The 23894-nt window shown below is 71.7% G+C and carries 17 protein-coding genes, 2 tRNA genes and 2 pseudogenes; 5 read left to right on the top strand and 16 right to left on the bottom strand.

Annotation, left to right across the window (positions count from 1 at the left end):
• Nucleotides 1-244: 244 nt before the first annotated feature.
• Entirely contained in the window at nt 245-2119 is a 1875-nt protein-coding gene (gene lepA, locus ACF088_RS12040) for a translation elongation factor 4 (RefSeq protein ID WP_392375546.1), read from the bottom strand.
• Nucleotides 2120-2520: 401 nt separating this feature from the next.
• Between lepA and rpsT the strand changes: the two genes are divergently transcribed.
• Together rpsT and ACF088_RS12030 are read left to right on the top strand one after the other, a co-directional pair.
• On the top strand, nt 2521-2787 hold the full coding sequence (gene rpsT, locus ACF088_RS12035; protein ID WP_327156985.1) for a 30S ribosomal protein S20: 267 nt from the start codon (nt 2521-2523) through the stop codon (nt 2785-2787).
• Between the two features lie 887 nt (nt 2788-3674).
• Nucleotides 3675-4574, top strand: a complete 900-nt coding sequence (locus tag ACF088_RS12030; protein ID WP_392375545.1) for a hypothetical protein — start codon at nt 3675-3677, stop codon at nt 4572-4574.
• Nucleotides 4575-4686: 112 nt separating this feature from the next.
• On the opposite strand, the gene holA is transcribed toward ACF088_RS12030, so the two are convergent.
• A complete protein-coding gene (gene holA / locus ACF088_RS12025) occupies nt 4687-5670 on the bottom strand; it encodes a DNA polymerase III subunit delta (RefSeq protein WP_392375544.1) in 984 nt (327 codons plus the stop codon).
• A 160-nt stretch (nt 5671-5830) separates the two neighbouring features.
• Between holA and ACF088_RS12020 the strand changes: the two genes are divergently transcribed.
• Nucleotides 5831-6097 carry a hypothetical protein gene (locus ACF088_RS12020; protein WP_093493720.1) on the top strand — a complete coding sequence of 89 codons (267 nt, stop codon included), beginning with the start codon at nt 5831-5833 and terminating at the stop codon, nt 6095-6097.
• Nucleotides 6098-6283: 186 nt separating this feature from the next.
• Here the strand turns inward: ACF088_RS12020 and ACF088_RS12015 are convergent.
• The 8 genes and pseudogenes from ACF088_RS12015 to ACF088_RS11980 form a co-directional block, all read right to left on the bottom strand.
• Nucleotides 6284-6997, bottom strand: a pseudogene (locus ACF088_RS12015) (arylamine N-acetyltransferase); the annotation flags it as partial.
• 459 nt (nt 6998-7456) lie between these two features.
• A pseudogene (locus ACF088_RS12010) lies at nt 7457-9676 on the bottom strand (ComEC/Rec2 family competence protein); the annotation flags it as partial.
• A gap of 428 nt (nt 9677-10104) precedes the next feature.
• A complete protein-coding gene (locus ACF088_RS12005) occupies nt 10105-10899 on the bottom strand; it encodes a helix-hairpin-helix domain-containing protein (protein ID WP_392375543.1) in 795 nt (264 codons plus the stop codon).
• 551 nt (nt 10900-11450) lie between these two features.
• Nucleotides 11451-12296 carry a DegV family protein gene (locus tag ACF088_RS12000; protein WP_392375542.1) on the bottom strand — a complete coding sequence of 282 codons (846 nt, stop codon included), beginning with the start codon at nt 12294-12296 and terminating at the stop codon, nt 11451-11453.
• Nucleotides 12297-12536: 240 nt separating this feature from the next.
• Nucleotides 12537-13361: a hypothetical protein gene (locus ACF088_RS11995; RefSeq protein WP_392375541.1), complete on the bottom strand. Its 825-nt coding sequence runs from the start codon at nt 13359-13361 to the stop codon at nt 12537-12539.
• A 363-nt stretch (nt 13362-13724) separates the two neighbouring features.
• Nucleotides 13725-16634: a leucine--tRNA ligase gene (locus ACF088_RS11990; protein WP_392375540.1), complete on the bottom strand. Its 2910-nt coding sequence runs from the start codon at nt 16632-16634 to the stop codon at nt 13725-13727.
• Between the two features lie 313 nt (nt 16635-16947).
• Entirely contained in the window at nt 16948-18906 is a 1959-nt protein-coding gene (locus ACF088_RS11985) for a protease pro-enzyme activation domain-containing protein (protein WP_392375539.1), read from the bottom strand.
• Nucleotides 18907-19256: 350 nt separating this feature from the next.
• Nucleotides 19257-19329 (bottom strand) — tRNA-Ala (locus ACF088_RS11980).
• 155 nt (nt 19330-19484) lie between these two features.
• Between ACF088_RS11980 and ACF088_RS11975 the strand changes: the two genes are divergently transcribed.
• The gene (locus tag ACF088_RS11975) at nt 19485-20828 is read left to right on the top strand and encodes a glycosyltransferase 87 family protein (RefSeq protein ID WP_392375538.1); all 1344 of its coding nucleotides are present in this window, start codon (nt 19485-19487) and stop codon (nt 20826-20828) included.
• Between the two features lie 97 nt (nt 20829-20925).
• Here the strand turns inward: ACF088_RS11975 and ACF088_RS11970 are convergent, their stop codons facing one another.
• Genes ACF088_RS11970 through ACF088_RS11960 form a run of 3 tightly spaced genes read right to left on the bottom strand, consistent with a single transcriptional unit; the run spans nt 20926 to nt 21672 of the window.
• On the bottom strand, nt 20926-21159 hold the full coding sequence (locus ACF088_RS11970) for a hypothetical protein (protein WP_018538025.1): 234 nt from the start codon (nt 21157-21159) through the stop codon (nt 20926-20928).
• Between the two features lie 3 nt (nt 21160-21162).
• Entirely contained in the window at nt 21163-21411 is a 249-nt protein-coding gene (locus tag ACF088_RS11965; protein ID WP_392375537.1) for a hypothetical protein, read from the bottom strand.
• 57 nt (nt 21412-21468) lie between these two features.
• Nucleotides 21469-21672: a hypothetical protein gene (locus ACF088_RS11960; protein ID WP_392375536.1), complete on the bottom strand. Its 204-nt coding sequence runs from the start codon at nt 21670-21672 to the stop codon at nt 21469-21471.
• Between the two features lie 45 nt (nt 21673-21717).
• On the opposite strand from ACF088_RS11960, the gene ACF088_RS11955 reads away from it, so the two are divergent.
• Nucleotides 21718-22272, top strand: a complete 555-nt coding sequence (locus tag ACF088_RS11955) for a hypothetical protein (RefSeq protein WP_392375535.1) — start codon at nt 21718-21720, stop codon at nt 22270-22272.
• A 113-nt stretch (nt 22273-22385) separates the two neighbouring features.
• On the opposite strand, the gene ACF088_RS11950 is transcribed toward ACF088_RS11955, so the two are convergent.
• The 3 genes from ACF088_RS11950 to rsfS all read right to left on the bottom strand — a co-directional run bounded on the left by ACF088_RS11950 (nt 22386) and on the right by rsfS (nt 23655).
• Nucleotides 22386-22458: transfer RNA gene (locus ACF088_RS11950), tRNA-Ala, on the bottom strand.
• Between the two features lie 112 nt (nt 22459-22570).
• The gene (locus tag ACF088_RS11945; protein ID WP_392375593.1) at nt 22571-23224 is read right to left on the bottom strand and encodes a histidine phosphatase family protein; all 654 of its coding nucleotides are present in this window, start codon (nt 23222-23224) and stop codon (nt 22571-22573) included.
• Entirely contained in the window at nt 23221-23655 is a 435-nt protein-coding gene (rsfS, locus tag ACF088_RS11940) for a ribosome silencing factor (protein ID WP_392375534.1), read from the bottom strand. The genes ACF088_RS11945 and rsfS overlap by 4 nt, the downstream gene beginning before the upstream one ends.
• Nucleotides 23656-23894: the final 239 nt, after the last annotated feature.

Here is a 23894-nt window from a genome sequence, read left to right as displayed (position 1 = left end):
CGGCCCGCTCCGGATCGCTGCGGGTGGGACGGATCACACCTCCCCCCCCGCCTGCTCCCCGCCTGCTCCCCGCCTGCATGCCGGGCCTGCCTGCCGGCCGGCCTGCCCACCTGCCGGCCGGCCGCCACGCTTCACCTTCCCCACCTCCGGTGAGCGGGAAAAGGCGGCAGGGCGCCGGCTCCCTCCCCGGGGACCGGCGCCCTGCCTCCTGCCGCGCGGGCGACGCGCGCTACTTCTTCACGCGCTACTTCTTCGCCTTCGCATCGCCGTCGGAGTCCGAGGACAGCACCGCGATGAAGGCCTCCTGGGGGACCTCCACGCTGCCGACCATCTTCATCCGCTTCTTGCCTTCCTTCTGCTTCTCCAGCAGCTTCCGCTTACGGGAGATGTCACCGCCGTAGCACTTGGCGAGGACGTCCTTGCGGATGGCGCGGACCGTCTCACGGGCGATGACCCGGGCACCGATGGCAGCCTGGATCGGCACCTCGAAGCTCTGCCGCGGAATCAGCTCCCGCAGCTTGGCGACCAGCCGCACGCCGTACGCGTACGCCTTGTCCTTGTGGCAGATCGCGGAGAACGCGTCGACCTTGTCGCCGTGCAGCAGGATGTCGACCTTCACCAGGTCGGCGACCTGTTCGCCGGTGGGCTCGTAGTCCAGCGAGGCATAGCCACGGGTCTTGGACTTGAGCTGGTCGAAGAAGTCGAAGACGACCTCGGCGAGCGGGAGGGTGTAGCGGATCTCGACGCGGTCCTCGGAGAGGTAGTCCATGCCGAGCAGGTTGCCGCGGCGGTTCTGGCACAGCTCCATGATCGCGCCGATGAACTCGCTCGGTGCCAGGACAGTGGCCCGCACGACCGGCTCGTGCACCTTGTCGATCTTGCCCGTCGGGAACTCGCTCGGGTTGGTGACCTCGTGCTCGGCACCGTCCTCCATGTCGACGCGGTAGACCACGTTCGGCGCGGTGGCGATCAGTTCGAGGCCGAACTCGCGCTCCAGGCGCTCGCGGATGACCTCCAGGTGCAGCAGGCCCAGGAAGCCGACACGGAAGCCGAAGCCCAGGGCCGCGGAGGTCTCGGGCTCGTAGACGAGCGCGGCGTCGTTGAGCTGCAGCTTGTCGAGGGCGTCACGCAGCTCGGGGTAGTCGGAGCCGTCCAGCGGATACAGCCCCGAGAACACCATCGGCTTGGGATCCTTGTAGCCACCCAGCGGCACCTCGGCACCCTTGTTGAGCTGGGTGATCGTGTCACCCACCTTGGACTGCCGGACGTCCTTCACACCGGTGATCAGGTAGCCCACCTCACCGACGGACAGACCGTCGGACGCCTTCATCTCCGGGGAGTTCGTGCCGATCTCCAGGAGCTCGTGAGCGGCGCCGGTCGACATCATCCGGATGCGCTCGCGCTTGCGGAGCGTGCCGTCGACGACCTTCACATAGGTCACGACACCGCGGTAGGCGTCGTAGACCGAGTCGAAGATCATCGCGCGGGCGGGGGCGTCCTTGACGCCGACCGGGGCCGGCACCTCGCGGACGACCTTGTCCAGCAGCTCGGCCACGCCGACGCCGGTCTTGGCGGAAACCCTCAGCACGTCCTCGGGCTCGCAGCCGACCAGATTGGCCAGCTCGGCGGCGAACTTCTCGGGCTGGGCGGCCGGCAGGTCGATCTTGTTGAGGACGGGAATGATCGTGAGGTCGTGCTCCATCGCCAGGTACAGGTTGGCGAGGGTCTGGGCCTCGATGCCCTGAGCAGCGTCGACGAGGAGGATGCAGCCCTCGCACGCGGCGAGCGAGCGCGAGACCTCGTAGGTGAAGTCGACGTGGCCCGGGGTGTCGATCATGTTGAGGATGTGGGTCGTCCCACTTCCCTCTTCACCCTCGGTGGGGTCCCAGGGCAGCCGGACCGCCTGGGACTTGATCGTGATGCCACGCTCGCGCTCGATGTCCATGCGGTCGAGGTACTGCGCGCGCATCTGCCGCTGGTCGACGACACCGGTGAGCTGGAGCATCCGGTCGGCGAGCGTCGACTTGCCGTGGTCGATGTGCGCGATGATGCAGAAGTTACGGAGGAGGGCCGGATCGGTACGGCTCGGCTCCGGCACGTTCGTAGGGGTCGCGGGCACGCAGGGTCCATTCAGTGAACGCGGGTAGGCGGGACTCGGGTATATGACGTCTCCCCTATCGTCCCATGACCGAGGGGCTCGGTCCGGTTTGGGCGGGGCGAGGTGGGGTCCGGGGCGGTCGGACGGGGCGCTTGGGGGCGGGCGACCCGGGGCGCGGTCGGGCGGGCCGAGTGGTCGTCGGGCGGGCCGGGTGGCCGTCGGGCGGGGCTCGGGCGGTGGTCGGGCGGGGCCGGGTGGCCGACGGGCGTGGCCCGGGCGCTGAGCTCGGGCCGGTTCGGGCGGTGAGCCCGGTCCGGTTTGGGCGGCCGTAGACCCTGCTGGTAGCCTGGTCCACTGCGCTTCGTGCCCTCTCAAGCCCGAGGCGCAAATCGAAACTCCAACGAACCTGAAAAGGCTCTTTCGTGGCGAACATCAAGTCCCAGATGAAGCGGATCAAGACCAACGAGAAGGCTCGTCAGCGCAACAAGGCTGTCAAGTCCACTCTGAAGACCGCGATCCGTCGCACCCGCGAGGCCGTGGAGGCCGGTGACCTGCAGAAGGCCACCACCGCCCAGGCCGCCGCTGCCAAGACGCTCGACAAGGCCGTCAGCAAGGGTGTCATCCACAAGAACGCCGCCGCCAACAAGAAGTCGGCGCTGGCGAAGAAGGTCGCGTCCCTCAAGGCCTGACCTCCCTCCGGAGGAGGTCATCGGCCGGTCCAGGTCTGATCTTCCTCCATCGCAGCATCCGTAGTACCCCTGTCGACAGGGACCCAGCGGCCCCTCTCTCCGCTCCCTGATCGGTGCACCACCGCGCCGCACACGGCCTGCGTTCGCCACGCGGGTGCGGCGCAACCGGCCCACTCGGCGTACACCGCCGACCAAGCCGCAACAGCTTGATACGAAGGCCCCGCCTCACCCCTTCCCCAGGGGTGAGGCGGGGCCTTCTTTCGTCGGGCCGCGCCCGGCGGGTCTTCTGCCGGTGGGGGCTTCTGCGACCTGGGGCTAGTGCCGGCGGGGGCGTGGCCAGGGGGCTCACCGTGGGTCTCGCCATGGGTCTCGCCATGGGGGCTTGGCCGACGGGGATTTAGGTGAGGTTTCGCCGTGAGTCTCATCGCGGGGTTTCGTCGCGGGATTTGGTCGTGCATCTCGTCGGGGGTTTCGTTGCCGGCTTTCGTCACGAGGTTTCGTTGCAGGGGCCTTTGCCACGGCGGGTTCGCGTGGGGCATTTGGTGCGGGGCTTTCCCATGGGGCATGGGGCCTTTGTTGTGGGGTTCTGTTGTTTGGTTTCGTTGCGGGAATTCTTGTGGGGTTCTGTTGCGGAGAGGTGCGGGCGGGGGTGGGGAATGGGGGAATTGGTGCGGAGTTCCACCGCGGGGCTCTTGTGATGGGGCCGCGGCCTCTGCTGCGGGGCACCTGAGTTAGCGGCTCCTGGCCCTCGTGCCTGCCATGGGGCGGACGTGGCGTGAGCTTGCGGACGGTGGCAGGCGGGGCCGCATTTCGGTCTGCTCACCATGGGGGAAATTCCGTGCCGCAGAGCCGGGTTCGCTTTCCGCGGGGTCCGCTACGCTGCGGCCATGTCTATTTCGGGGGACCAAAACAATCCGTACGCCCAGCCGCAGCCGAACCCATACGGTCAGGTGCCCGCACCCCAGAATCCGGTGCCCACACAGCAGAATCCCTATGCCCAGCAGGCCATACCTCCGGGGCAGAACGGCGGATACGGCTATCCGGCGCCCGGCGTACCCGCCCCGCCCATAGGGCCACCCGCGGGGGCACCCGTCGCCGTACCCGGTGGCGCGGGCCGTGGCCCGTCCGGCTGGCTCTGGGCCGCCGGCGGAGTGGTCGCCGCGTCCGCGATCTGGGCCTCGGTGTTGTTCGCCACCGGCGGCTTCTCCTCCGCGCCCAGCCCCGACCTCGCGGGCTACGCCTACACCAGCGATCTGTGTGGCGACACCTCGATGGCCCCCTTCGAGAACGCCCACTACAAGACCAAGGTGAACACCGGAACGGCCTCGAAGGACGCCAACCCGCAGCACAGCGGCGCCCAGCTGACGTCCCTGGACACGATGACGTGCAATGTCTCGTTCGAGCAGGACGGCGCAAGCACCTCCGCCTACTCCTCCACCTGGCTCTACAACACCGCCACGCTGCACAGGAAGACCGACCCGACGCCGGAGTTCGCCGACGGCTACCGCTCGTACGAGAAGCAGGACACCTCGGTCGGCTACAAGGTCGAGGCCGTGCCGGGGATCGGCGACGAGGCCTATCTGGTGACCCGGAAGGACGAGGGCGGCACGAGCAGCAGCTCGTATGTGATCCTCGGCGTCCGGGACGGCTGGATGACGTATCAGTCGACGTGGTCGAGCTATGCGTCGAGCAGCGGGGGCGGCAAGCAGCCGACGGCCACCGAGGTGGCCACGATGCTGAAGACCAGTGCGACGGAGACGCTCAAGCGACTGCGCTCGGAGCGCTGATCACGCCGACCACCGCCTTCGGTGACGGTCTGCCTGCCCACGGCGCCGACGCCGACGACGCCGCCCAGGACCGCGCCGCTGATCGCCCGCGCCGACAGCGAGGAGCCGGGTGTCACCGCGAACGGGCCGCCCGGGCAATTGCCACGACGGCCTTCTCCAGGGCGTACGCCGGATCGTCCCCGCCGCCCTTCACCCCCGCGTCGGCCGCTGCCACCGCGCGCAGCGCCGTGGCCACGCCGTCCGCCGACCAACCGCGCATCTGCTGCCGTACCCGGTCGATCTTCCAGGGCGGCATGCCCAGTTCGCGGGCGAGGTCGCCGGGGCGGGCGCCGCGCGGGGCGGAGGCCAGTTTGCCGATGGCGCGGACGCCCTGAGCGAGCGCACTCGTGATCATGACGGGGGCGACGCCGGTGGCGAGGGACCAGCGCAGCGCCTCCAGCGCCTCGGCGGCCCGGCCCTCGACGGCACGGTCCGCGACCGTGAAGCTCGATGCCTCGGCCCGGCCCGTGTAGTAACGCGCGACGACGGCCTCGTCGATGGTGCCTTCGACATCGGCGGTCAGCTGCGAACAGGCCGAGGCCAGCTCACGCAGATCGCTGCCGATGGCATCGACCAGCGACTGGGATGCCTCGGGCGTCGCCGAACGCCCGGCCGCACGGAACTCGCCCCGCACAAAGGCCAGCCGGTCGGCCGGCTTGGTCATCTTGGGGCAGGCCACTTCCCGCGCCCCGGCCTTGCGGGCGGCGTCCAGCAGCCCCTTCCCCTTGGCGCCGCCGGCGTGCAGCAGCACCAGCGTGATCTCCTCGGCGGGCGAGCCGAGATACGCCTTGACGTCCTTGATGGTGTCCGCCGAAAGGTCCTGGGCGGCGCGCACCACGACGACCTTGCGCTCGGCGAAGAGCGAGGGGCTGGTCAACTCGGCCAAGGTGCCGGGCTGGAGCTGATCGGGAGTGAGGTCGCGTACATCGGTGTCCGCATCGGCCGCCCGGGCAGCCGCCACCACCTGCTGCACCGCGCGATCCAGCAGCAGGTCTTCCTGGCCCACCGCGATCGTGACGGGGGCGAGCGGGTCGTCTTGAGCTGTCTTCCTGGCCATCGCGTCCAGCATCCCACGGCCCACTGACACCCAGGCGCGGACCGCTCTTGCCCCCCGGCCCTGACCGCTCTGCCCCTCCTGACCGCTCCGGTGCTCTGCCCTGACCGCTCTGGTGCCCCTGCCGGACAGCAGCGCCCTCCCCGTGTCGGACAATGGCCGGGTGAATGATGCTGCCCCACACCCCCCGCACCTCCGGCACGTTCTGGTACTGCCCGACCGCGATGCCGCGGAGGAGGTGGCCGAGGCCCTGACCGAACGCTTCGGTGTCGCCGAGGAGCCCCAGCTCGTCCGGGACGCCCTGGCCGGTGAGGACGACGCCGAGGACGCCCAGTGGCTGGTGGTGGTCGAAGACCCGGACGCCGCCCACGACCCGGCGCGGCTGCACGACCTCGCGGCGGAGTACGAGGGCTGGCGCGAGGCCGAGTAACGACGGGGCCCGCGAGGGCCTCGGGGAACGCGGGGGCCTCGGGGAACGCGGGGGCCTCGGGGAACGCGGGGGGACGCAGGGAACGCGGGGGGAGCGCCGGGAACGCGGGGGGAGCGCCGGGAACGCGGGGGGAGCGCCGGGAACGCGGGGGGGGCGCCGGGCCCGCGGGGCCCGTCGTTACGCGGCCTAAGCGCCGCTGCCGGGCGCCCGCACCGCGCCCACTCGGGGCTCCCGCTCCAGAACGATCCCGAAGCGCTCCTGGTAGACGGCGAGAACCTCTCCCTCGCCCACCTGACGCTCGTCCCGTGCGCCACCCGCCCCGGTGGTCACGAGCGTACGTCCGGAGAGCGTGACCCGGCCGTCCTCGGTCAGCCGTGAGCACACCAGGGATCGGGTGAAGTGCGACTTGGGCGAGGTCCGGTGCCACCAGCAGCCGGCCTCGAAGTCCGCGTAGGCACGCGGGCGTTGCTCAAGGCGGTACTGCGGGTCGCCGTCCCTCAGGACATCGAGGTCTCCCTCACTCGTCTCCTCGATCCGGAACACCCCACCGGGATCGGCCTGCTCGGCACGGCTGTCCCAGCGCAGCGGAAAGTGACTGTGCCTGCCGAAGCCCACGTCCGCGAGCCAAGGCCCGCTCGGAGTCTGGACACGCAGCGCGAGGTGGTCATACGGAATGCCGAGCCCGTCGGCGCCGAACACGCGGGCGGAGAGCAGCTCGACCTCATAGCCGAGTGCCCCCAGGAGCAGGGCGAAAGCGCCGTTGAGCTCGTAACAGAAGCCGCCCCGCCGGGCGCGGACGATCTTGTCCAGCAGTGGCTGCTCCGCGAGCACGATCTCTTCGCCGAGGTGGATGGAGAGGTTCTCGAAGGGGACGGTACGCAAATGGCCGAGGTGCAGCGCACACAGCGCCTCGGCGTCGGGGGACGCGGTGCGGGTGACACCGATCCGGTCGAGGTAGGCGTCGGCGGCAGCGGTGTCCATCAGGGGTGGGTCCTCTCCGAGGCGAATCAGCGGCGGGTCTGTTGCACCACCGAGGCGGGCCTGGCGGCCATCACCTCGGCAATGATCTGTGCGGCCGGCTCGCGCCGCCGGGCGGGCAGCGCGGGCAGCGACTCCTTTACAAGAGTCCGGCCGGTAGCTGCGGGAGCGGAGACGGCGGCGTCCGATCCGGCGGTTGCCGGCGGGGAGAGCGCGGGGACGGGTCTGTGAGCGGCGGCGGTCGGGCCTGCGCGTCGCGGCTCGACGGCCGCCGGGCGGACGGCCTCCGACTGGACGGGCCCGGGTTCTCCGGCCCGTGACCGGGCGGGACCGGCTTCTCCGGCCGGAGACCGGACGGCCCTTGGTCCGGTGGCCGTTGACCGTCGCCGACAGCCTGGCCGTGGTGCCCAGGATCGCGATGGCTCCGTCGGTGTCCGTCCGCAGCACCCGGGCGCCCTGGGCGTGCAGCGCCGCGATCGTGCGGGGCGCCGGGTGGCCGTACGGATTGCCGGTACCGCAGGAGATCAGCGCCAGCCGCGGCGCCAGCCGATGCATCAGCGGCGGGTCCTGATAGGCGGAGCCGTGGTGCGCCACCTTCAGGACATCGACGCCGCCCAGCTCCGGGTGCGCCGCCAGCAGTGCGCGCTGTGCAGGTGGTTCGAGGTCACCCAGCAGCAGGAGGGTCAGGCCGCCCGTACGGACGAGCAGGGTGACGCTGGCGTCGTTGGGGCCGTCGAGGGCATCGGGACCGACCGGTCGGCTGTCGGGGTCGGCGGGGCCACCGGGGCCGGGGAGAGCGGGCGGAGCCGGCGGCCAGAGCACCTCCCAGGTGAGTGGGCCCAGGTGGCGCCGCTCCCCCGGTACGGCGCGGATGACCGGCACCCGTGCCGCCGCTGCCGCACTGCGGACGAACTGAGCCTGCCCCGGAGGGTCTTGCAGCGTCGTGGTCTCGATCGCACCGACCGCACGGCCGCGGAGCGCCCCCGGGAGCCCGTCCACATGGTCGGCGTGGAAGTGCGTCAGGACCAGGAGCGGGATGCGGCGGATACCCAGATCCGTGAGGCAGCGGTCGATGGCGTGGGGCTCGGGCCCGGTGTCCACCACCAGCGCCGTGCCGTCCCCGGCGGCCAGCACCAGGCCGTCGCCCTGCCCCACGTCACACACCACGGCCCGCCACCCCGGCGGCGGCCATCCGGTGAGGACGCGGGTGAACGGGGCGGGGCGGCACACCGCCAAGATCACTGCCAGCACGCACAGCACGCACAGCCAGGGACGGCGCAGCACCCTGCGGACGACCGGTACCAGGGCCACCATGGCAGAGGCCAGCACCAATCCTCCGCCCCAGCCGCCCGGCCAGTCGAACTCCGCCCCCGGCAGCGCCGCCCCCGTACGGGCGACGCCGGCGATCCACTCAGCCGGCCAGCCCGCGCACCACGACAGTGCCTGGGCGGCCGGCAACGCAACCGGTGCGGCGGCGAGGGCCGCGAAGCCCAGCACCGTCGCGGGGCCCACGGCCACTTCCGCCAGCAGATTGCAGGGCACCGCGACCAGACCCACCCGGGCCGCCAGCACGGCGACCACCGGTGCACAGACCGCCTGGGCAGCGGCCGCGGCGGCGATCACCTCCGCGATCCGGGGCGGCACCCGACGCCGTTGAAGGGCAGCACTCCAGCGTGGCGCGAGCAGCAGCAGCGCGCCGGTCGCCAGGACGGACAGCAGAAAGCCATAACTACGGGCGAGCCAAGGGTCGTACAGGACCAGCAACAGGACCGCGGCGGCGAGGGCGGGGAGCAGCGAGCGACGACGGCCGGTGCCGATGGCCAGCAGTGTGATCAGACCGCAAGCGGCGGCCCGCAGCACGCTCGGGTCCGGGCGGCACACCACGACGAAGGCGAGGGCAAGCGCGCCGCCGATGACGGCCGTGCTGCGCAGTGACAGCCCCAGGCGTGGTGCCAGCCCGCGTCGCTCGGCACGCGTCGCGAGGTGGGGCGGCCCGATCAGCAGGGCGAGCACAATCGTCAGATTGCTGCCGGAGACGGCCAGCAGATGCGTGAGGTCGGTGGCACGGAAGGCGTCGTCGAGATCCGGCGGCACACGTGCGGTGTCACCCACCACGAGGCCGGGCAGCAGGGCACGGGCATCGGGCCGCAGCCCGTCGGTGGCCTCGCGCAGCCCGGCCCGCAGGTGTCCTGCCAGCCGTTGGAGGCCGGACGGGGCACCGACCTTGACCGGTGGCGCGTCGGCGGTGACCCGGAGCACGGCGGCAACCCGGTCGGCCGGCGAGAGCGGCGGCGCGGCGCGCGCCACCACCCGGATGCGTGTCGACGGCAGCAGCCCGCGCCACGCCGACGACAGCCTCTCGCGGGCCTCGGGGCCGTGCGCTTCGCCACCCCCTCCGCGCTGCTGTACGACCACCAGCACCGGGGTGCGTACGGTGGTGACCTCACCGTCCGGTGCCGTGACCCGGACGGCATCGGCCGTGAACACCAATACCGGGGGCGTCCGTTGGGATCCTCGCACCTTGGGGCGGGTCAGTCGTGGATCACCGCTCACCGCCAGCTCCGCCGTGACTCCCGCGAACTGCTCCGCCAAGGCCGGCAGCGGTCCGCGCCGCACGTCCGACGCATGCAGCGCCGCGGCCGCAGCCCCCGCCGCACCACACAGCAGCACCGCGGCCAGGGCCACGAACGCCCCTGCGGACCAGCGGCGGGGAGAGCGCGGCCGGGGCGGCCCCACCCCTCGCCGGGCAGATCCGGTCTCAGGCCCGGCGCAGGGCCGCCCGGCCCCCTCCGGAGCAGACTCCACCCTGCGCCGGACCACAGCCATCCGCCACGCGGGCAGCGCGAGCGCCACCGCCGCACCGCAGACCACCGCCACTCCCCCACCGGGGGCGCCCAGGCCGATCGCCGCCCCCGCCCAGGCGGCCAGCGCGGGCGCGACCAGCCGCAGATCGGCCGGGCCCTCCTGATGCGGGTCCGAGGCGCCGTGCGACGACGCCGCCCTGGCGTGCACGGTGGCGCGGAGACCGGTCACGGCTGGACCAGGGGGCGCAGGTCGGCGAAGCGGCGGTCACCGATGCCGGTCACCTGACGGAGCTGGTCCACCGAGGTGAACCCGCCGTGCCGGGTACGGAATTCGACGATGTGCCGGGCCAGGACGGGGCCCACTCCCGGGAGCGAGTCGAGCTGCTGCTCGGTCGCCGTGCTGAGGCTGACCGGTCCGGCCGGACCGCTTCCGGCTCCCGGCGACCCGCTTCCCGGCCCGCCTGCCCCCGGGCCGACGGGCCCGGCAGCGCCCCCGGTGCCCCCGGTGCCCCCGGCCGCGCCGACCACGATCTGTTCGCCGTCGGTCAGCAGGCGTGCCCGGTTGAGCCCACCGGTGCTCGCTCCGCGCAGTACCCCGCCCGCGGCCTGCAGCGCATCGATCACCCGCGACCCCGGCGGCATCCGGTGAATTCCCGGGTGCCGGACCTTGCCCGTGACATCGACGACCAGTTGCCGGCCCGCACCGCCCGGCGGACCGTGCGCCATCGCGGCGGCGGACGACGACGGCAGCGATGGCGGGTGCGGCGCAGGGCCGGACGCCGCGGGCCGTTCCGCCGCCGGGGCCCGTACCGGTTCGGGGCGACCGGCCCAGAAGTGCTGTACGGCGAATCCCAACGCCAGCACGACCACCAGGACCAGGGCGGCGAGCATCTTCGGGTCGGCTCCGCACCGTAACTGCACCCAGAGCGGCAGCCGTTCGCGTACGGCAAGCCACACCCGCTCCCGTCGGCGCGGCCCCGGCGGACCGTACCCAGGAGGCGGTGCATCCCCCTCGGCCACCGCAGCCCCACCCCCTCCCCCACCCGGTCCCGGCCCGGCACTCGGCCCCGCACCCGGACCCGGACCACCGAAGATCGCCGCGGCCCGGGCCCGCAGCCGCTCGCGCTCCCACTCCCGCCGCTCCGATGCACCGGACGGGGCCAAGGAGCCGGCGGCGGCGATCAGCGGAACGGAGGCAATGGACGGAGCGGAGAGACCGGAGGGAGGGGAGAGAGCGGAGGGAACGGAGGCAACCGACCCGGAGGCCAAAGCCGAAGAGGTCGACCCCGAGAACGCCGAGCCCGAGGACATCAAGCCCGAAGACCCCGAGCCCGAAGAGTTCGAAGGGCCGAAGGAGAACGCCGGAGGCGGCGGAGCCGGCACAGCCGACGAGAGCGACGGGACGGAAGCAGCTGATGAGGCCGGGGAAGCCACCCACGCAGATCGAGAGGAGTTCATACCGACCGACGCTAAGCACCTCGCGCAGATCTCGCCGAGCTGCCGCAATTCCGGTGGACGAAGCCCGAGTTGTGGACAACTCCGTCACCCACAGGAGGTCCCACCGCTCCCCCTCACCGCGACGAAACCACGACCCCCAACAGCCCCGGTCCCGTATGCGCGCCGATCACCGCGCCCACCTCGCTCACCAGGAGCTCGTTGAGTCCCGGCACCCGCTCCCGGAGCCGCTGGGCCAGAGCATCCGCGCGCTCCGCCGCGTCGAGATGGTGAACCGCGATATCGACCTGGCTCTCGCCGGCCCGCTCCGCGGCTAGCTCCTCCAGCCGTGCGATGGCCTTGGACGCCGTACGGACCTTCTCCAGCAGCTCGATCCGCCCGTCGGCCAGTTGCAGGAGCGGTTTGACGGCGAGCGCGGAGCCGAGCAGCGCCTGGGCGGCACCGATACGGCCGCCGCGGCGCAGATAGTCGAGGGTGTCGACGTAGAAGTAGGCGGAGGTGGCAGCGGCACGCTTCTCCGCGGCGGCCACCGCTTCGCCGATGTCCCCGCCCGCCTCCGCCGTCTCTGCGGCGGCGAGTGCGCAGAAGCCGAGGGCCATCGCCACCATGCCGGTGTCCACGACGTGTACGGGCACCGGCGCTTCCTTGGCCGCCAGCACCGCCGCGTCGTACGTGCCGGAGATCTCCGAGGACAGGTGGAGCGAGACGATGCCGCTCGCGCCGGCCGCCGCGACCTTGCGGTAGGTGTCCGCGAACATCGTGGGGCCGGGCCGGGAGGTCGTCACCGGCCGGCGCTTCTGGAGTGCCTGGGCGACGGATCTCGCGGAGATCTCGGTGCCCTCTTCCAAGGCCTGGTCCCCCAGGACGACGGTCAGCGGAACGGCCGTGATGCGGTGACGCTCGACAGCCGTCCGCGGCAAGTAGGCCGTGGAATCGGTGACGATCGCGACATGGCGGGACATGACTGGGAGGTTATCCGGGGATCCGGACGCCGCACAGTGCGGGCCCCTCCCCAAGATCTTCCGGTTTCCCCAAGGCTCTGCCAAGAGGGCGCCGGAGCATGCCGGTCCCCGCCCTCGGACCCGCGCGACACTGCCGACGCTCCCGGCTCTTCATCTCCGTCTCTCCCGGGCCCCCGCCCCGCCCCCACCCACCCCTCACCTCTCCGAGGTCTTACGGCACCTCTCGGAGGGCTTACGGCCTCACCTGGTCGTGCCCTCCGTCCGTGACGTCCGTGGCGTCCGTGGCGTCCGTGTCCGTGGTGCCTTCTCCCACGGGTAGGACGGCTGGGTGCGCGGGTCACGGGCGGTGATTGCCGGCGGATCCTCGGGGGCCGGCCCCGCGGAGTGGCCGCCCTCGGACACCGAAGGCTGCCGGCCGGTCCGGGCACCGGCGTCCGGAGCCCCACCGGCGGCACGCGCCCGTGACGGCTCGTCCGCAGGCGGATGTACGGGCTCCCGCAGCGGGTCCGCGGCATCCTCGACCCGGGTCCAGTGGCGCAGCGCCCCCGCCTCGACATCGATCTGGTCGCTCAGCGTCGCCAGATCGTCTTCCGCGAACTTGCGGGCGCGGTCGCGGGCGGCCCAGCGCAGCGACTCCGCGGAGTGCGTGATCCGTTCCAGGCGCTCCCTGAGCTCCGGGAGACGCGCGGCGATGGTGGCCCGGTCGGGCTCGCGTTCGAGCCGCTTGAGCTCGTCGTCAAGCTCATGGCCATGGGTGCTCAGACGCTCGAAGAGCCCGATCGCCTCGCTGAGGGAAGCATCGTCGGAGGAGCCGCCACGGAGCACCTCCTGGGTGGCGCGCATGGACGTACGCAGCGAGAGCCGTAGCTGTGCGAGCTCGCCGACCACACCGGGCTGGGCGAGCTGCCGGGCGCGGAGGCTGGTGTCCTCGACGGTTCTGCGGGCCTGGGCGACGGTGCGGTCGACGCCGCGCTTGGCCGCCGTCACGGCCTTGACCGTGACAAACACCCCTGCGAGGACGAACAGCACGAAGAGCAGCCCGACAATGGCGACAGCAGCTTCCATGGGCGCTCCCCAGACGTGTCGGCGGCGCCGGTTCCTCGCCCGCGCCCTTGTACCTCCACGGTAAACGGCTCGGGCAGGCCACGGGTTCCGAACGAACCCCCCAACCTGCCCGTAGGGGAAACCACCCATGGCGCCGGCGCGGCAGCGGCACCGCACGCGAGAGACGTCCCGGCCACCGGAGCAGCACCGCGCACGAGGCGTCCCGGCCACCGGAGCAGCACCGCGCACGAGCCACCCCGACCACCGGCCACCGGCCACCGGCCATCAGCCAGCAGCCACCAGCACCGGCCCCACCCAGCGCCCCCACCGGCCGAAGCCTCCCGGCCGGGCGCCCGGGACCGGTCCCGGGCGCCCACCGGCGACCTATGCCGGGACGATGTTCACCAGCTTCGGCGCCCGGACGATGACCTTCCGGATGCCCGCGCCGTTCAGCGCCGCGACCACGGCGGGCTCGGCCAGTGCCGTGGCCTCCAGGTCCGCGTCGGAGATCGACGGGGAGACCTCCAGTCGGGCCTTGACCTTGCCCTTGATCTGCACGACGCAGGTCACGGTCTCATCGACGACATACGCCGGGTCGGCCACCGGGAAGTCCGCGTGCACCACGGTGTCCGTGTGGCCCAGCTTGCGCCACAGCTCCTCGGCGATGTGCGGGGCCAGCGGGGCGATCAGCAGCACCAGCCGCTCCGCGACCGTGCGCGGTACCGGGCCGCCCGTCTTGGTCAGGTGGTTGTTCAGCTCGGTCACCTTGGCGATGGCGGTGTTGAAGCGCAGGTTCGCCAGGTCCTGGGTGACACCGTCGATCGCCTTGTGCAGGGCCCGCAGGGTGGCCTCGTCCGGCTCGGTGCCGACGACGGTGACCTCGCCGGTCGCCTCGTCGACGACATTGCGCCACAGGCGCTGCAGCAGGCGGTACTGGCCGACGACGGCCCGGGTGTCCCACGGCCGCGACACGTCCAGCGGTCCCATCGCCATCTCGTACAGGCGCAGGGTGTCCGCGCCGTACTCCGCGCAGATCTCGTCGGGAGTGACGGCGTTCTTCAGGGACTTGCCCATCTTGCCCAGGACGCGGCTGACCTTCTCGCCCTGGTAGTAGTAGCCGCCGTCGCGCTCCTCGACCTCGGCGGCCGGAACGGCGATGCCGCGGCTGTCCCGGTAGACGAAGGCCTGGATCATGCCCTGGTTGTACAGCTTGTGGAACGGCTCGGCGGACGAGACATGTCCCAGGTCGTGCAGCACCTTGGACCAGAAGCGGGCGTACAGCAGGTGCAGTACGGCGTGCTCCGCGCCGCCCACGTACAGGTCGACGCCGCCGGCCGGCTGCCCCTCGCGCGGGCCCATCCAGTACTGCTCGATGTCCGGGGCGACCAGTGCGTCGGCGTTGCCGGGGTCCAGGTAGCGCATCTCGTACCAGCACGAACCCGCCCAGTTGGGCATGGTGTTGGTCTCGCGGCGGTAGCGCTTGATGCCGTTGCCGTCGCCCAGGTCCAGGTCGACATGGACCCAGTCCTCGTTACGGGACAGCGGGGTCTCCGGCTGGGTGTCGGCGTCGTCCGGGTCGAAGGTGCGCGGGGAGTAGTCCTCGACCTCGGGCAGCTCCAGCGGCAGCATCGACTCGGGCAGCGCGTGTGCCACGCCGTCCTCGTCGTAGACGATCGGGAACGGCTCGCCCCAGTAGCGCTGCCGGCTGAACAGCCAGTCCCGCAGCCGGAAGTTGACGGTGCCCTCGCCGATACCTTCGGCGGCCAGCCAGTCGGTGATCTTCGCCTTGGCCGCCGTCACGCCCAGGCCGTCCAGCGAGATCGCCGCGCTGGACGAGTTGACGATCTTGGCGTCGTACGAGGCGAAGGCGTCGTCCCAGGCCGAGGGGTCGGTGCCACGGTCGTCCGACGGCTCGACCACACAGCGCATCGGCAGCTCGAAGGCGCGGGCGAAAGCGAAGTCACGGCCGTCGTGCGCGGGGACGGCCATGATCGCGCCGGTGCCGTAGCCCATCAGGACGTAGTCGGCGATGAAGACCGGGACCTGCTCGCCGCTGACCGGGTTGGTGGCGAAGGCGCCGGTGAAGACGCCGGTCTTGTCCTTGGCCTCGGCCTGCCGCTCGACGTCCGACTTGGCGGCGGCCTGCTTGCGGTACGCGGCGACGGCGCCGGCCGGAGTGGCGTGCCCGCCGGTCCACACGTCGTGGGTGCCCTCGGGCCAGACGTCCGGAACGATCGATCCGGTCCCGGTCCCGGTAGCGGTGCCGTTGTCGGAGCCGGCGACCAGCGGGTGCTCGGGCGCCAGCACCATGTACGTCGCGCCGAACAGGGTGTCCTGGCGGGTGGTGAAGACGGTGATCTTGTCGTCACCCACGGGGAAGTCGACCCGGGCGCCCTCGGAGCGGCCGATCCAGTTGCGCTGCTGCAGCTTGATGGCCTCGGGCCAGTCCAGCGCGTCCAGGTCGTTCAGCAGCCGGTCGGCGTAGGCGGTGATGCGCATGTTCCACTGGCGCAGCTTGGCCTTGAAGACCGGGTAGTTGCCGCGTTCGGAGCGGCCGTCGGCGGTGACCTCCTCGTTGGCCAGCACCGTGCCCAGGCCGGGGCACCAGTTGACCGGCGCGTCCGAGGCGTACGCCAGGCGGTACTCGCCCAGGACGTTGGCGCGCTCGATCGGGCTCAGCTCGGCCCAGGGCCGGCCGTCGGGGGTCTGCCGGGTGCCGGCCTCGAACTGGGCGACCAGGGTGGCGACCGGACGGGCCGCGTCCGCTTCCGGGTCGTACCAGGAGTTGAAGATCTGCAGGAAGATCCACTGGGTCCACTTGTAGTACGCCGGGTCGATCGTCTCGACCGAGCGGCGCTGGTCGTGGCCCAGGCCCAGGCGGCGCAGCTGGCGCCGCATGTTCACGATGTTGGCCTCGGTGGAGACCCGCGGGTGGGTGCCGGTCTGCACCGCGTACTGCTCGGCGGGCAGGCCGAAGGCGTCGAAGCCCAGGGTGTGCAGGACGTTGTGGCCCGTCATGCGCTGGTGGCGGGCGTAGACGTCGGTGGCGATGAAGCCCAGCGGGTGGCCGACGTGCAGGCCCGCACCCGACGGGTACGGGAACATGTCCATGATGAACTTCTTGGGGCGGGCCGCCAGCGCGGCATCGCCGGCCAGCCCCCCGCTGGGGTTCGGGGCCTCGTAGGTCCCGTCCGTCTCCCAGAAGTCCTGCCAGCGGGCCTCGATGTCGGCGGCCAGCGCTGCCGTATAGCGGTGCGGAGCTGCCACCTCGGCAGCAGTGGTCGTCTCGCTCATCGTCCTCAAAGCTCCATCGATCGTCTCTGCCAGCGGAAACGCGCCACAATCCCGGCACGCCGGAAACAAAAAGGCCCCTCGCACAGGAGGGGACGCCGCGCCGATTCCGACGGGATCTGTGATCCGTCGGTACTGATCAGCGCGGCCCGCTAAGCAGAAGGCGTACGGCACGCATGGCGTCAGGGTACCGCAGGGCGTACGGGGCCCGCGCTGAGGATTCCCCCGACGCGGGCCCCGCCCCCGTTACCCCTTGCTCCCGCCACCGCCCCACCGGGTCACGGACGGCGCGGGGAGGCAATGCCGCGCGCCCGTGTCAGGGGCGGTAGGAGCTCACATATCCGGCGCCCGGCGAGCCCACGCCCGTGACGTCGTCGTAGCCGACGCCCGCGTGCAGGGAGCTGTCCTTGCCCAGGCTGCGCAGCGAGGTCGTGGTGCCCTTGCTGCTGTCGACACCGTTGACGTAGTCGACGCGGACGACGGCCAGGTCACGGCCGGCGCCCAGCGGGTGGTCGGTGACGTCGTGGTACGCAGCGGTGCCGTAGCGCTGGTAGATGCCGGGGTTGGCGAAGCCGATGGCGACGCCGTGCCGGGCCTGCTGGGCGAGCGCCTGGACGCCGGCGATCACCGGCGCGGCCAGCGAGGTGCCGCCGATGCGGTACTCGTCGTAACCGAGCTTTCCGTCCGGCAGGGTCTGGGTCTGGCCGACGAGGAAGCCGGTGTTGGGGTCGGCGACCGCGGCGATGTCCGGGACGGTGCGCATCGCGCCGCCGCCGTTCGCCTTCGCGAGCCCGTCCGGCACGATGCCGCGCTGGTAGAAGGGCTGCGCCACGGTCTTGCTGGTGCCGCCGCCGGCGCCGCCGTTGAAGGCACCGGGGAATCCGGTCCAGTCGTTGCCGTCCTGGGAGAGCCCCGCCTTCAGAGTGCCCCAGCCGGTCTCCCACTGGTACGCGTCGTGCTTGCCGACGGCCAGGGAGGTGCCGCCGACCGCGGTCACCCAGGGGGAGTTCGCCGGGCTGTCGACCTGCTTGGTGCCGGTCTTGGCGACCTCGTCACCGTCGTCGCCGGAGGAGAAGTAGAAGCCGATGCCCTGGACGGCGCCCTGCTGGAAGAGCTGGTCGTAGGCGGCTGCCGCGTCCGGGGTCTCGTTCGCCTCCAGGTCGCCCCAGGAGTTGGAGACCATGTCGGCGAGGTGGCTGTCGACGACCTTGCCGAGCGAGTCGATCAGGTCGTCGTCCATGCAGGAGGCGCCGCCGACGTAGACGATGCCGGCGTCGGGGGCGACCGCGTGGACGGCCTCGACGTCGAGGGTCTCCTCGCCGTACCAGCCGGCCGCGCCGCACTCCTCGATGTGCGTGTAGTCCTTGGGCAGCACCTGGGAGAGCTGGCCGCGGCGGTAGTGGGGGTCGCCGTTACGGGCGGCGTACTTGTCCGCGTCCTGGGCGATGGTCGGCGAGGCGTAGGCGTCGGTGATCGCGACGGTGACGCCCTTGCCGGTCCACTTCTTCGCCCCGTAGGCGGCGCGCAGTTGCTTGCCGGTGTAGCCCTTGATCGCGTACGGGGCCTTGCCACCGTAGGCGGACGGCAGCTTCTTGTCCGTCGTGGAGCCGAAGTACGAGGAGAACGGACCGGAGTTGCGGAAGACGCCCTCCGGCGGCGGCAGTTCGCCGGAGTGGTGCTCGGCCATCCGCGGCGCGTTGTCCAGGCCGGTGACCGTCAGCACCGCGCCGGCCAGCGTGGCGGGCGCGGAGGCGGTGGTCGACGGGGCGTGGTAGAGGTGGCCGCTCTTGCGGTAGTTGTGCAGGTCGGTGGCGAACGCGCGCTCGGCGGCGGCCGCGTCGCCCTTGACCGTCATATACCGGTTGGTGGTGCCGGTGACCGTCAGGCCGGACTGCTTCAGCCAGTCGGTCACCTTGGCTATCTGGTCGTGCGTGGCGCCGTATCGGGCCCGCACCTGGCCGGGGCTCAGGTACTTCCCGTACGCGGCGGAGTGCGGGTCGGACACGGCCCTGGCGTGGTCGGCGAGCCCCTTGGCGTCACGGCCCGCCAGGTAGACGCGGGCGGTGACGGCCGCAGAAGCGGAGGTGTCGCCGCGGTCGGCCTGCCGGGTGGCCCACAGGGGCTTGGTGCCCTGCAGTGCGTGCCGTCCGCCGTCGTGGCCCGCGGCGTCGGCGGCGGGTGCGCCGAGCGCGAGCGCGCCGGCGACCAGCGGCAGCGTCGCTGCCCAGGCCAGACCGGCGCGGGCGCGCAGTGTTCTGGTGCGGCTTGATCTCATGTAACCCCCTGCTGTGGCGCTGCGGGGTGCCGCGCTGCGCCGGTGCGCAGGTGCGCGGCACCGCACAAGCGGTGAATGCGTGGGATGTGACGTTCACGCGATGCGCCACTCTTTCGGTGAACCGTTCATGTCAGGGGCATGCGATCACCAAGAAGAGACCAAGGAATGGCAAGGACCGGCCACGAATAGGTAGGGAGCGAACATTCAACTCGCCATAACGGACGACCCATTGACCGGATATCAGGGCAACCCAGGGTGAACTGCCGCCGGGCCGGAGGGCCAGGGCACCCGGCCCTCCGGCCCATACGACGAAGCGGGCCGTCCGCATCGGACGACCCGCTCGCTCTCTGTGGAGCTAAGGAGAATTGAACTCCTGACCTCCTGCATGCCATGCAGGCGCTCTACCAACTGAGCTATAGCCCCGTATTCTGTTTCCCGCCCGGTTCCCCGCTGCGGCATCGCCTACATTACACGGACCTCCCCGGCTTCCGCCAAATCGTTGCGCCCGGGGCCCCTCGGCGCGACGCGCGGTACTGTCGGCACGCCGTGCCCGATTCGTCCTGGGGGAGCCGTACGCCGTGACCGCGCTGGACCTCGAAGCGCCCGCCGACCCCCGCGGCGCCCGCCCCGGCCGGGGCCTCATGCGCCGGCACCCGACCCGCGCGGCGGCCCTCGCCTGCCTGGTCTCGTTCACGCTCTTCTGGATCGTGCAGCGCCTCGCCCACGTGACGATGCTCGACCTCATGGTCTACCGCGCCGAGGGTTTCACGGTCCGCAACGGCGGCCCCCTCTACGACATGGTGGCGACCTCGGCGCACCTGCCCAACACCTACCCGCCCTTCGCGGCGCTGCTGTTCACCCCGCTCACCCTCCTCGGCGTCCCCGAGATGCGCACCCTCGCCACGGCCGGCAACCTCGCGCTGCTCCTCGTCGTCGTCCACCTCTCGCTACGCCTGGCCGGCCGGCCCCGGCGCCTGCCCGGGCCGGCCGCGACGTTCGCGGTCTCGGCGCTGCTGGTGTGGTGCGAGCCGGTGTGGACGACGCTGCGCTACGGCCAGATCAACCTGCTGCTCGCCGCGCTCGTACTGGGGGACCTGACCCGCAAGGACACCCACCGGCTCGCGGGCATCGGCATCGGTCTCGCTGCCGGCCTCAAGCTCACCCCGGCGCTGTTCGCCGTATTCCTCGCCCTGGCCGGCGCCGTCCGTGCCGGTCGGCTGCTCCGCTCCGGCGCGGGGGCGCGCGCCGCCTGGAACCCCTGGCTGCGGCAGGCCGCCGTCGCCACCACCACCTTCCTGGCCACCGTCCTCCTCTCCGCGCTCGCGCTGCCGCGTGACGCGCATCGCTTCTGGACCGAGATCGTCTTCGCCGCCGACCGGGTCGGTGAGGTGGAGATCACCGCGAACCAGTCGCTGCGCGGCGCCCTCGCCCGGCTGCTGCACACCCACGATCCGGGCGTCATCTGGATCGTGGTCGCCGGCCTGACCGCGGCCCTCGGTCTGGCGCTGGCGGCCGGGTCGCTGCTGCGCGGGCAGCGCGCCTGGGCGGCCGTCGCCTGCGCGGCGACCGCGCTCCTGGTCAGCCCGATCTCCTGGTCCCACCACTGGGTGTGGTGCGTACCGATGGTGATCCTGCTCGGCTCCGAGGCGCTGCACCGGACCGGCACCACCGCCCGCCGCTGGTGGGCGGCGGCCACCGCACTGGGCCTGCTGTTCTCCTCGTTCGCGCTGTGGTGGGTGCCGCACCGCTGGCACCACCACGAGGAACTGCACCAGAACGCCGCCCAGATGCTGCTCTCCGACGTCTATCCGGTCGCCGGTCTTGCGCTGCTGGCACTGACCGGGGCCCGGCTGTGGCGGCTCGGCCGACGGCCGGGGCCTGACGGCGCAGCCCACAGGGCCGGCACCGGCAGTGGTGCGTGAACCGACCGACCGCGCCGCGGAGTTGAGCAGTTGCCCTCGCCGCACGAAGGACATATGTGGGCTGCCGCCGCCGTCACCGCCGCCGGGCGGACCCCGCTCAGGCCGTCGCGAACGAGTAGAAGCGCTTCAGCGTGCAGTGCTCGTCCAGCAGGCGTCCGTAGATCGGCTCCCCCTCGAGCTCCCGGTAGGTCTCGATGGGGTCGCCCTTTATGACGAGGGCGCGGGCGCATTCCTCGCACCAGTACTGGTAGTCGGCATTGACCGGTTCCATGTCTCGGACAATCGGCGTACCGCTGCCGCACCAGTCACATTTCCTGCTGTGGGCGCCCATCCATCAGCTCCAACTGTGGCCACAGGCCGTACAAACGAAGGAAGTGCCCCCGTCGTCACCCAGCACCTGTGCCACGTGGGAGGAGCCGCAGGAGGGGCACTGCAGAGCGGAACCGTCATCGCCGCCGACTGCGGGGAGGGGGGCATCTACGGGGCAGGTGAAGCGGAGCGCATACTCCGGCAGCCAGTCATAACCCTGCGCCTCGGCCACTTCGAGCAGGTCGTTGACCTCCTCCAGGATGCTCGTGGGCATCGCGATCTCTCCTCCCCTGCCGGCGCCGTCCGATTCTGCCACGGACCACGGAGCGGGTCAGGCCCGCCTTCTCGTCATCCCCGCGAGCCCGCCCACCGCGGCCGCGCCCGCCAGAGCGAGCATGCTCCCCCAGAGTGCCCGCGACGCTGCGCCCGCTCCCGCCTCCGCCGGCCGATTGAGGAAGAGTGCCCCGAAAAGGGGAGTCCCCAGCAGCAGTCCGACCTGGTTGACGGTCACCACGAGACCGCTCGCATCCGCCACGTACTCCTTGCGTACGGTTCCCAGCGCGGCGGCAAGATTGGGGCTGTGGGCGAACCCGAGGCCCGCACCGATGCCGGCATACGCGGCAAGCAGCCAGATGCCGTCTCCGGCTCCGCCGTCCCGTCCCGCAACATCCTCTGGCAGCTGTTCACCATGCCGCCCTGCTGCTGCACGATCGTCAACCGCGACGAGGAGTTCCCCGCCCTCGTGGCGCAGTTGCGTGCGGCGTACGGCCGTCATGTGGGCGAGCCGGCATGGGAATCGCTGATCGGGCGGCTCTCACGGACCAGTGCGGATTTCGCGCGCCTGTGGGAGGCCGGGGACGTCTCGCCGCCGGGGAACCGCATGAAGGTGATCCGGCACGCCTCGGTCGGTGAGATACGGCTGGTCTCGACGTCCCTGGCGGTGGGCAGCGTCCCGGAGACCCGGATCGTGGTCTACACGCCGGCCGATGAGGAGAGCCGGGAGCTGACGGCGGTGCTGCGCAGCATCCACGACCCGTTGACCGGCTGTCCCGAGCATCTGCGGCCCGCTTCAAAGGCCCGCGCGGAGCTGGAGCAGAAGTGGGAGCTCAGCGGCAGCGCGCACACGGAGCCCTGACCGCGGGGCCCGGCCGGGCGGAGAACCCGCAGAACACAGAGATCCCGCACAACCGGAGAACCCGCAGAACGCAGAGATCCCGCCTCCGTCTGGAGGCGGGATCTTCCGGGCTGTGGAGCTAAGGAGAATTGAACTCCTGACCTCCTGCATGCCATGCAGGCGCTCTACCAACTGAGCTATAGCCCCGGGTCTTGTTCCGCTCCCCCGGGTTTCCCCCGGCGGCGCCGCGAACAAGAAGAACTTTAGCCTGCGACCTGCCCAGATGTGAAATCCGGTCGGCCGGGGGCGCCCGGCGGGCTCAGTCGTCGTCGCCGAGCACCGGCTCCGGCAGGGTGCCGGCGTTGTGCTCCATCAGGCGCCAGCCCCGCGCGCCCTCGCCCAGGACGGACCAGCAGCAGTTCGACAGACCGCCCAGGCCCTCCCAGTGGTGGGCCTCCAGGCCGAGCAGCCGCCCGATGGTGGTGCGGATCGTGCCGCCGTGGCTGACGACGACCAGGGTGCCGTCGTCGGGCAGCTTGTCGGCGTGGCCGAGCACGACGGGGGCGGCCCGGTCGGCGACCTCGGTCTCCAGTTCGCCGCCACCGCGCCGCACCGGCTCACCGCGCTTCCAGGCGGTGTACTGCTCGCGGTACTGCGCGAGGATCTCGTCATGCGTCAGCCCCTGCCAGGAGCCCGCGTAGGTCTCCCGCAAGGCCGCGTCGTGCGTGACCTCGATCCGGGTGAGCGCGGCCAGCTCGCTCGCGGTGGTCGCGGCCCGCTGCAGGTCGGAGGCGATGATGGCGTCCGGCCCGAGGGCGGCGAGCAGGCGGGCGGCGCGGCGCGCCTGGCCGAGGCCCTCCGCGGTCAGCTCGATGTCCGTCGACCCCTGGAAGCGGCGCTCCAGGTTCCAGGCCGTCTGGCCGTGGCGCCAGAGGACGATGCGGCGGCCCCGGCCGCCCTTGGTGCCGTTCAGAGCAGCTCTCCGTCCTGCTCGCCCGCCGTGGTCTCGGCGTGCTCGGCGGCCTTGCCGCGGGTGGCCTTGGCCTCCTCGGGGAGGTCGATCTCGGGGCAGTCCTTCCACAGGCGCTCAAGCGCGTAGAAGACGCGCTCCTCGCTGTGCTGGACGTGCACCACGATGTCGACGTAGTCGAGCAGGACCCAGCGGGCCTCGCGGTCGCCCTCACGGCGGACCGGCTTGGCGCCGAGGTCCTTGTTGAGCCGTTCCTCGATCTCGTCGACGATCGACTTGACCTGGCGGTCGCTGGGCGCCGAGGCCAGCAGGAAGGCGTCGGTGATCGAGAGGACGTCGCTGACGTCGTACGCGATGATGTCGTGCGCGAGCTTGTCGGCCGCGGCCTGCGCGGCGGCGTTGATGAGCTCGAGGGAACGGTCCGTGGCGGTCACAAGCGGCTTTCCGGGTCGAGGGCAGCCTCTCCGGCCGGGCAGGGGCAGCTGGCTCACTGCTGAGCCGCGGCGCGTGCCGCAGTCCCCGTGGACGACCGGATCGGCGGTCAAGTACCCCACAAGGGTCTCACGGACCACCGACACTCCCGACTGGGTTTTCCAACCAATGGGTCGGTTTCGGTGTCCGTGCTGGTCAGCACGGTGGCCGGGGCCGTCCGGTGCCCGCCGGTGGAGACCGG

It is taken from the genome of Streptomyces sp. NPDC015125 (genome assembly GCF_043080045.1).
Classification (GTDB): domain Bacteria; phylum Actinomycetota; class Actinomycetes; order Streptomycetales; family Streptomycetaceae; genus Streptomyces.
The sequence above is the reverse complement of the archived record's forward strand: the minus strand, read 5'-3'. Positions and strand labels throughout refer to the sequence as shown.

Bases quoted from the DNA above. Each gene is read 5' to 3' on its own strand.
- ACF088_RS12030 (WP_392375545.1), top strand. From the start codon at position 3,675: ATGTCTATTTCGGGGGACCAAAACAATCCGTACGCCCAGCCGCAGCCG.
- ACF088_RS11990 (WP_392375540.1), bottom strand. From the start codon at position 16,634: ATGAGCGAGACGACCACTGCTGCCGAGGTGGCAGCTCCGCACCGCTAT.
- ACF088_RS12000 (WP_392375542.1), bottom strand. From the start codon at position 12,296: ATGTCCCGCCATGTCGCGATCGTCACCGATTCCACGGCCTACTTGCCG.
- ACF088_RS11995 (WP_392375541.1), bottom strand. From the start codon at position 13,361: ATGGAAGCTGCTGTCGCCATTGTCGGGCTGCTCTTCGTGCTGTTCGTC.
- ACF088_RS11985 (WP_392375539.1), bottom strand. From the start codon at position 18,906: ATGAGATCAAGCCGCACCAGAACACTGCGCGCCCGCGCCGGTCTGGCC.
- ACF088_RS11970 (WP_018538025.1), bottom strand. From the start codon at position 21,159: ATGGGCGCCCACAGCAGGAAATGTGACTGGTGCGGCAGCGGTACGCCG.
- ACF088_RS11965 (WP_392375537.1), bottom strand. From the start codon at position 21,411: ATGCCCACGAGCATCCTGGAGGAGGTCAACGACCTGCTCGAAGTGGCC.
- holA (WP_392375544.1), bottom strand. From the start codon at position 5,670: ATGGCCAGGAAGACAGCTCAAGACGACCCGCTCGCCCCCGTCACGATC.